Consider the following 8,515-nt stretch of genomic DNA (forward strand, 5'->3'; position numbering starts at 1 on the left):
CCTGCTGAATCCGGCCCAGCCGCGCACGCACGAAGCTACCGGCGACCCGGCCGCTCGACCGTTCGTCAGCATCGTGGGAGCAGCGTGGCTCCTGATGAGCCAGACCAACGTGTCGACTCTGCGCGTGATCGACTCCGCGCCGTCCGACCAGGCGGAAGCCAGCCCTGACGAACCCGACCCCGACATCGTCGAGAGCGCTCCTGACGCAGCGTCGGACACCCGCCGGCCGCGGCCGCCGTCGACGGTAACTCTGGTGGAGTTGCGCCCTCGCTCGGCCAACCCAGAAAACGCGCACCGTGGACGGCGCTCGGGCAGTGATACGCGGACGCACCGGTGGCCGGTCGCGCCGTTTTGGCGACAGCAAGCGTGCGGTCCGGGTTGGTCACAGCGCAAGCCGGTCTATGTCGTCGAGCATGAGCGTGGGCCGCGCGATGCGCCGCTGGTGCCCAAGGATCGCGTCCACGTTCTCAGAAGCCAGCGTTAGAACGGGTCTTACACCTCGAAGAGGGTGAGCTGAACGGCTTTCCGAAGGCCGGTCCGTGGCGCGGCGCGCTTCTCTTTGTGCGCTAGGGCATCGACAGCTGCACGGAGATACGGGTTGGCGCTGGGAAGCTGGCCAGGGGTGTAGGAGTCACGAACGGCGCAGCGAAGCGGCGCCGGCAACAGTTTGGTGTGGTCCTCACACAGGAAACTCTCGGCGGGGATGGCGGTGTCGCAGCTCTGCGCACCACACACGTGCTGTCCGATTACCGCGACAGGCGGGGTGGGCGAATCGCTCATGACGGCTCCCCAGATGACTCCGACTGTGTCACCGCTTGTTCAGTGATCAGGGCGTGAGCGTCGTCGAAGTACCACCTGGCGTAGTCCAGCTCGAGCGGCGTGCTCGTGGGCTCCAGGAGGACCGCTGCAGCGTTGTCGCGTGCTGACAGCGCGTACTGCTGGCGGCGGTGCTGGTCGTCGGCTTGAACGGCGCTGTGCAGGTCGCTTCGCGCGGAAGCCAGCACCGTGCTGGTGGACAAGGCGGCGGCGTGAACAACGGTCATGATCGGTTGCGCCCCGGTACGGGCTGCGGGGCCTCCTGCGGGGGCATCGGCCGCGTCGGGCGGGCCGTCCCGGCCGGATCGCCGGCCGCGGGCCCGGAGGCGGGCTTGGCCGACGACGGCAGTCCGGACTGACGAGCGGACGGAACTGCCGGTGCCGGTGCGGGTGCAGAGCCCCGTTCCCGGCCTCTGTTGTCGCTGGGTGCGTGTGCGGGGGTCGACGACTGGCGGTGGCCACCGCCACCCCTGGCCTTGGAAGCTGCGCCGACGGCGATCGCAGCGGGGATGGCCACTTCGGGGGCCAGCACTGCTGCGCCGGCCTCTGCGGCACCGGCAGCTCCGGACGCGCTCGTTGCCGTGCCGGCACCGGCCCGCGTGGCCGACGCCGCGGCGGTTGAGCGCTGACCCATGGCGGTGGTGGGAGGCGCGGTGGGTCCTCCTGGTCTGCGCCCGGCGCCGCCCACCCGTGTCCTCCCCGCCGGCGGCCGTCCCGGCACGGGAGGTTGGGTGAATGTTGTGCTGGACGCGGAGTCGTCGTCGCCGCCGGAGGAGCGCGAAAACCGTTCGCGCGCTTTGTCCGCCAGATCGCGCCCCTGGGTCATTTTGTCCTGTCCGCGTTGGTATCCGCTCTTGCCGAGGTGGATGGCTTGCTGCACGGTGTGAACGAGGTCCTGGCGGGTGTGGTCATGCAGGATCTCTTTTTTCAACCACCAGAAGACGCCGGTGGCCACCGCCGACCACAGCGCCACCAAGACGAGCATGGCCACGGGGCTGGTCATGCCGACCTGGGAGGCCAGCCCGCCGGGGGCAACGGTTTTGAGGATGAGCAGGGCGGCCACGCAGGTGTAGAGCACGTAGACGAACACCAGGAAGGCATGGCGAAAGAACTGTTCGAGGCGGCGACGGGCACCGCGGCGCGGAGCGCCGTGGATCATCGCCGGGCCCACGGCGAAGATAGCCATGACCGCGTTGAGCAGGGCGGCACCGCACACCATGATGTAGCTGTAGGTCACGTAGGTGACGAAGACCGCGAAAACCAGTCCCAGAACGCAAAATCCGATCCCGAGGGCGAAGACACTGCCGTCGATGCTCTGGGCGTAGTGCAGCGCTTGGGGCGCGCCGCAGGAGGACATGGCGTGGGCGGGGGCGTCGCGTACTCCGCTCATGATGGCGCTCGACCAGGCGTTGCCGCAGCTGCCGATCGAGTCGACCGTGGTGCCGAAGTTCCAGATCTGCAGCGGCGCACGCAACAGAGCGTCGGCCAGGACGCTGGTGAGGTGATTGAGCTGGCCGGTGGCACCGCCGCCGGCGATGGGCCCGTTGTTGGTGGCCGCTTGGGCGACGCTAAATCCCAGGGTGCGAGCTTGGTTGATCAGTCCGTCATTGCCGGTGAGTTCGCCCAGGGGATCGCGGGTGAGCCACAGGCCGAGCATGCCGATGGCGAAGGCGGACAAGATGATGGCTGCCCCGTGGCCGCGGCGCCCGTGCCAGAGGATGTGGAAAGCGCCGACTCCGATGCCCAGGGCCAGGCAGATCGGGAAGACGTGCAGCTCGACGAGCAACTGCCGCAGCGCTTCCAGGATGGGTTTGAACCAAGTGGCCAGCCAGGTCATCCAGGTGCTCGACATGGCGAATTTCAGCAGCCACAGCACCGCGGCCATGAGGAAGATGTAGCAGGACGCTTGGGCCTGGACCCAGCTGGCGACGGTTTCGTGGGTGAGGCCGGTGGTCAGCGCGTGAGTGCCCCACTTCACCCAGGAGCCGGGGTCGACCACGCTGACGTCGGGGCCACCTTCGGTGAGCGCTTCCATGGTGTCGACGGTGGACAGGAAGTACGCGCCGATCGGCACGCCGTAGGTGTCGGTGATGCCGGTCCAGTTCAGCGCGGCGGCCATGGTCGCTGCGGTGGCCCGGGGAGCGGTGGCCAGCGCCCACAGTGCCAGGGTGTGCGTGGCCAGGACGAAGATCAGGACGCGGCGCAGGCGAGGGTGCAGGGCCAGCTCATAGCCGAGACGCTCGGCGGCGATGTCGCGCAGCGGACGCGCGGGCAGGACTGCGGTGGTCATCAGGCGGCCCCTTGGTCGGGTGTGGTGTCGAAGGCGCGGTGAGCGGCCTCGTCGGGTTCACGTGCCACCTGGATTGCGCCGAGGCGGCGAAATTCGTCGATGAAGAAGGCGCGTCCTTCCAGCTCGCCGCGCCCGTGGCCGCCGCTCGTGCGGCCGGTACCGTCGAGGTCGTCGTCGAAGGCGGTGGGGTCGCGCATCTGGTCTGTGGCTGCCTTGGCGAGGAAGAAATCGTGGAACTCGGGGTACTCATCCAGCGGCAGACCGACACTGGATGCCACGGCGCGGGCAATGCCTTCTTTTTCGAACGGCACGATGATCTGCTGGGTGATGAACTCGTCGCCCATCAGCGCCAGGTCCTTGATCGGGTTCTGGGTGATGATGAGCATCCCGGTGTAGTGCTTGCGGGCGCGACGGCTGATCAGGTGTGCGTCGCGGGCTCCGGTTCGCGAGTTGAGCAGCGGGCCCGCTTCTTCGAGGACCAGGAGCCCAAAGCGCTTGGTGTTGTTGAAGAAACTGACCCGCGCGAGGCGCACCAGCATGCCGTAGATGGCGATGGAGGCACGCTGGCGGTCGCTGAGGGCGGCGTACAGGTGCGGGTTGGCCATCTCTTCGGCGTCGGGTAGGTCGAGGCTGCCGGTCTGCCAGATCGTGACGTCGAGGGCGGCGAGGTCGGGGATGGGCAGGGTGTCGTCGAAGATGGCGCGGGTGAATTCGTAGGTGGCCCAGGATTCCAGCGCGAGCAGCACGGGGCGCAGGTCGTCAGCCAGTTGTCGGACTTGTGTTGAGCGGGTGTCCGCTTCGCCGGTGGGGGCTTGGATATCGCGGATGTAGCGCATGAGCGATGCGGTGCTGCTGATGCCCAAGGCGTGTCGCGCGGCCGGGGTGAGCAGGGTGCGCAGGCGTCCGACCGCGACGCTGCGGACGTCGAGTCCCAGCATGGGGATCATGTAGTCCAGCCAGTAGGACCCGGCGACTCGTTCGGGGAAGATGCGCAGGGCGTCGCAGCCGAAGTCACCGCCGGCCATGTCGATGACTGCTTTGTTGGGGACGTCGGCCAATGCTGTTGCCCATTCTCCGTATTCGTCGGGTTCGACGATGAACGCTTGGGCGCCGCGCTGCAGTTCGGCTTTGACGATGCGCTTGGCGGTGTAGGACTTTCCGTAGCCGGGGGCCCCGGCGCAGATCAGGCAGGGGTTGTGGTTGCGGCGCGCGGTGCCGGGCAGGTCCAGGAGCACGGCGCTGTTGTTGGCGTTGCTCTTGTTGAAGCCCAGGAGCATGCCGGTGGCGTTACCGAGCTGGGAGGAGGTCAGCGGGACGAAGCGTGACCACTTGCTGGCGGTGGTGGCATGACTGAATTGGTCAGCGCCGCTCTTGTGTTGGGGGACACCGGGGTTGAACACCGACCACAGGCGGGTGTGGACGCCGCGGTAGTGGCGGATGACGATTTGGCCGGATTGGGTCATTTCCTCGCGCAGCCGTTTGATGCTGTGGTCGAGGGTGCGCGCGTCGGCGGCTCCGACGTGGACGAAAAAGGCTGCCGAGAGGGGTTGTTCGTCGATGTTGGCGGACAACAGGCGGTTGTATTCGGCGATCTTGCGTTCGGTGGCGTGCAGCTCGGTGTAGCCGTTGCGCACGTCGCCGCGGTGGTCGTACTGGTCGTCGATGTTGCCGCGGGCCCGGTCGTTGCGGCGGAATTCCAGTTCACGCGGACGGGCGGTGAGGTTGATCGCGAAATCGAACACGGCACCGGTGTCCAGATCGTCGAGCGCGGAGAGGAATTCCGATCCCGGGAACACGATCCCGCCTTCTGGCGCGTCGACCACGGGCAGGATCGCCTGGTAGCTGTCCGCGATCGCCACCGCGTCGTCTGTGGTCGAGACGCGCATGTACTTTTTCCACGACGGTAGGGCGTTGAAGATGCTGGGCCGGCGTGGGCGGTTGAGCTGATCGCCTTCGTCGAACGCCGCGGCGGGCAGCTGGTCGGCGTCGATGCTGCCGGTGTGGCGTCGACGCGGCAGCGGTTCTGTGTAGGTGCCCAGCCAGGTGTTGTGCCGCCAGAACCAGTCGGACATGGCCGGGGTGACGGGCATCGGCGCGAACTCCGGGGGAAGTGAGTTGGCGATGTCATAGGCCAGTTCGGCGTAGGCGCGCAGCGAGGAGTCAGACTCCTTGTCCCGGCCGGCGAACCAGTCTTTGAGCTTGGTAGCCGACCCGACGACGTTGTGACCGGCGCGGCCGGCGTCGACGGGCACCATCAGCCAGTACAGCCGGGTCTTGGGGGCCTGCTCGGCGAGCTGCTCGGCGACCTGGGCGCAGCTGGCCAGCCAGTCGGTGCGATCGCGGTAGCCGTGCACCATGGCGCGCAGCAGTTGGCGTTGGTCCTGGGCGACTCCGAGGCCGTAAAGCCAACTGTCGGCAGGCAGCTCCCGTCCGAGCAGCATGTGCAGGTCGGCCACACCGGTCTTTCGCCGGATCGATTGCAGATGGTAGGGCAGCCCGGAGAGCAGAAAGCCTGCGTACACCGATCCGTCGGCGCCGAACCACAGGTTGTCAATCAGGTTGGGGCGCGCCAGGATCGCAGTGTCGGCGCTTGTGGAGGCGGTAGGGCGGACCGACGCCTTGAGTGCTTTGAGCCGAAACGGGAGGCTGGGCCTGGTCCGGGGGACCAGCGCCCCGAGTCCGGTGAGCGCGGCGGTGATCAGCGCCCCGAGCAGCAGGATGGCCAGCGCGTGCCCGGAGGACAGGTTGAGCACGGCCAGCAGGATGGTGGTGACCGTTCCCACGACGACGGGAACGGCCACCCAGATCCGCAGCGGCTTGTCGAACAGGACGTTGGTGTACACGGGGGTGTCGTGCACACCGGTGAATAGTTGCGCGGTGTCTGTCATGTTGGGTTATCCGAACTGTCCGGAGGTGACGCCGGTGTGCCGGTCAACGCTCTGCTTGGTGGAGACGTAGATGGCGTAGGCGCTGCCGATGACGACGGCGCAGATGATGCCGGCGGCAACCCAGCCGATCGCTGAACCGATACGGCCGCCGCCGAAGGCAGCCAGGCCGCGCGCGCCGCCGGCGATGAGGAACAGGATGGCCAGGATGGCCACGCCCATGGTGTAGAGACCTTGGCTGCCCTGGACGAGGTCGGCGACCGCCAGGATGCGGGTGTCGGCGGTGGCCTCGGTGAGTGCGGTCATGATGTGAATTCCTTTTCTGTGGTGGGGGTTATCGGGCGGGTTGGCCGGGGCTGGGTGCCACGGGCGTCAGTTGGGCATCCCCGTTGAGCAGGGGGCCGGGATCGATGCGGGTGACCGTCCAGGCTGCCCGAGCGCAGCGTCAGAGTGAGCGGGTATTGCTCGGTCTGCGGTGCGTATCGGTTGGTCAGCTCGTTGACAGTGGCCAACACCTGGACGGTGGTGCCCTCAGGGGGCTGCTGGCCGGCGTCGACCATGCGGGTGGCCACCAGCGCGGTCATCAGCGCACGCTGGCTGGTGTTCACCGCGGTGATGCCCGAGTCGGTGCTGACGTAGCGTTCCAACCCACCGACCGGGGTCAGGTAGCTGTTCAGGAAGCCGGTCACGGTGTCGGAGACGGGATTTCCGGTGGGGCGGTTGCGGCCCTTGTCATCAGGTGCCCCGACCGGCAGGGAGGCTGAGTAGTTCAGCGGCAGGGTGGCGCCGCTGCCGGTGTCATTGATGGTGGCCAGCAGTCCCGAGGCACGCAGGCCATAGCTGCTGATGAGCACATTGATCTGGCGCAGTGTGGTTTCGGGGGTAGCGCTGGTGTAGGCGCGCTGGTTGACCCGCACCACGACCTGCCATTGTTCGACGTCGTCGTAGGCGGCGGTCCGCACAATCTTGGCGATGGTCGTGGAGTCGACCACGACCGGCGGCGTGGTGGGCAGGGAGCGCAGGTCATCGGGCGCCCAGCAGGTGTTCAGCGCTGAGCGTTGCGCTTCGGTGACGGTCAACAGCAGGCGTACGCAGTTAACCGCGTATCCGCCGATGTAGTCGGTGCGGTTGACCGCTGCGCGGGCCGGGCCGTCGATGTCGATCGGCTCGTCGGTGAGCCAGCCCCAAATGGTGTTGATCGCGACCATGGTGCAGGCGGCAAAAGCGATGACGGTCAGGACATTTCGGACTGCTGAGCCGCTGGTGTCGAGGCGGCGGCGCCAGGTGTTGGTCAGCAGAGCAGGTGTAGACGACATGGTGGGGTGGGCCTTTCTCACAGCGGGGGGTGGCCGAGGATCTTGATCGAGGAGATCGCGACGGTGTTGTCGACCGGATCGGAGCCGGTTTCGGGGGTGCCGAAGTTGGGGTCTTGACTCGGTGCGGTGCTGGGCTGCGCGCCGTCGAGCGGGGCGCCGAGGATGCCCGGCAGGATGCCGCCGCCGTTGGCCGGGTCTGCCCCCGGCGTGGGGGACCCCGCAACGGGGTTATCGGCCGGGGGCCGCGACGTCTGCAGGATCACCATCTGGATCTGGGAGGCCAGCACGCCTTGGTCGGGCCCGTTGGACGGCATCGCCTGCGGAACGGGCCCGTGGGCGTTCTTGGTGTCCTGGGTGACCACGGTGCGGTCGGCGCCGTTGATGAGAATCCATTGCACGCGGGTGACGACGCGGTGAGCCATCCACTGGTCGGCGCCGCTGGCGTCGGTGCCCACCCATCCGGGGGTGAGTTCGATGGCGGTGACCTTCATCGGCTTGCCGAGATCGAGGGTCATGACCTGGCCGTCGGAGTCGCGCATGCACACCCCACGCCCTGGTGGGATCGTCGCTGGCCACGTTCTGCGCCGAACCGGAGCCCGCCTGCGGGCAGGGGGAGGACGCCTGGAATGGGATCGGAACGTCCTGCGACGGGTCGTTGATGGGTGCCGCCGCCGGTGGTGGCGGTGCAGCGGGCACGGCCCTGACCGACGAGGCCGGTGCGGCCGAGGGAGCCGGCTCGGTCGAACTGGACTGCATGCCGACCATAGCGGCCGCCACACCGATCGTCACCACACCGACAGCGCCAAGGAATCCCACGACCACCGGCTTGCTGAATCGCGCCGGGGCCGAGGGTGTTTCGTCGTCCTCATCGCCGGTGTCCTCACCGCCGAACGGGGGCAGGTCGGCGGTCGGGTGCCCATCAGCGTCGATGGGTCCGTAATCACCGCCATACTCGGGCTCGGATCGTCGTCGTAACTGCCGCCGGGATAGGCGTCGTCGCGGCTGTAGCCGTCGCCGTGCGCGTAGTCCATCTCCGGCTCGTCGATGTCGTACTGCTCATCTTCCGGGGCCGCCAGGTCGCCCCCGTCGCCGGTCGACCACACAGGCGCACCGGGTTCGTCGAACTCGCCGTGGTCGGGTTCAGGTCGGCCCAGGGCGCTACCGCGGCACGGGGCTCGGCCGGCATCTCGGGGTCCGGGTCACGGTCG

Annotated in this window: 8 protein-coding genes and 1 pseudogene; 1 reads left to right on the top strand and 8 read right to left on the bottom strand. The window is 67.9% G+C overall.

The features are described from left to right. Positions 1-484 (top strand): annotated as a pseudogene (locus ADBZ9K_RS00005) (hypothetical protein); the annotation flags it as partial. Positions 485-492: 8 nt separating this feature from the next. Here ADBZ9K_RS00005 and ADBZ9K_RS00010 read toward each other — a convergent pair. From ADBZ9K_RS00010 to ADBZ9K_RS00045, 8 genes are all read right to left on the bottom strand, one after another. Then, a complete protein-coding gene (locus ADBZ9K_RS00010; protein WP_526617653.1) occupies positions 493-780 on the bottom strand; it encodes a hypothetical protein in 288 nt (95 codons plus the stop codon). Then, the gene (locus tag ADBZ9K_RS00015; protein ID WP_526617654.1) at positions 777-1,043 is read right to left on the bottom strand and encodes a hypothetical protein; all 267 of its coding nucleotides are present in this window, start codon (positions 1,041-1,043) and stop codon (positions 777-779) included. The genes ADBZ9K_RS00010 and ADBZ9K_RS00015 overlap by 4 nt, the downstream gene beginning before the upstream one ends. Next, complete coding sequence (locus ADBZ9K_RS00020; protein WP_526617655.1) at positions 1,040-3,106, bottom strand: hypothetical protein; 2,067 nt, start codon at positions 3,104-3,106, stop codon at positions 1,040-1,042. Before ADBZ9K_RS00020 ends, ADBZ9K_RS00015 begins: the two co-directional genes overlap by 4 nt. Beyond that, entirely contained in the window at positions 3,106-5,994 is a 2,889-nt protein-coding gene (locus ADBZ9K_RS00025; protein WP_526617656.1) for an ATP-binding protein, read from the bottom strand. Before ADBZ9K_RS00025 ends, ADBZ9K_RS00020 begins: the two co-directional genes overlap by 1 nt. 6 nt (positions 5,995-6,000) lie before the next feature. Further along, positions 6,001-6,297, bottom strand: coding sequence for a glycosyl transferase family 39 (locus ADBZ9K_RS00030; protein WP_526617657.1), 297 nt, complete (start codon positions 6,295-6,297; stop codon positions 6,001-6,003). Next, a complete protein-coding gene (locus tag ADBZ9K_RS00035; protein WP_526617659.1) occupies positions 6,294-7,307 on the bottom strand; it encodes a hypothetical protein in 1,014 nt (337 codons plus the stop codon). The genes ADBZ9K_RS00030 and ADBZ9K_RS00035 overlap by 4 nt, the downstream gene beginning before the upstream one ends. 17 nt (positions 7,308-7,324) lie before the next feature. Continuing rightward, positions 7,325-7,846 (bottom strand): hypothetical protein, encoded by a 522-nt coding sequence (locus ADBZ9K_RS00040; RefSeq protein WP_526617660.1) that lies wholly within the window; start codon positions 7,844-7,846, stop codon positions 7,325-7,327. A gap of 246 nt (positions 7,847-8,092) precedes the next feature. Next, a complete protein-coding gene (locus tag ADBZ9K_RS00045; protein ID WP_526617661.1) occupies positions 8,093-8,410 on the bottom strand; it encodes a hypothetical protein in 318 nt (105 codons plus the stop codon). Between the last annotated feature and the right edge of the window lie 105 nt (positions 8,411-8,515).

It is taken from the genome of Mycobacterium sp., assembly GCF_965229265.1.
Taxonomy (GTDB): Bacteria; Actinomycetota; Actinomycetes; order Mycobacteriales; family Mycobacteriaceae; genus Mycobacterium.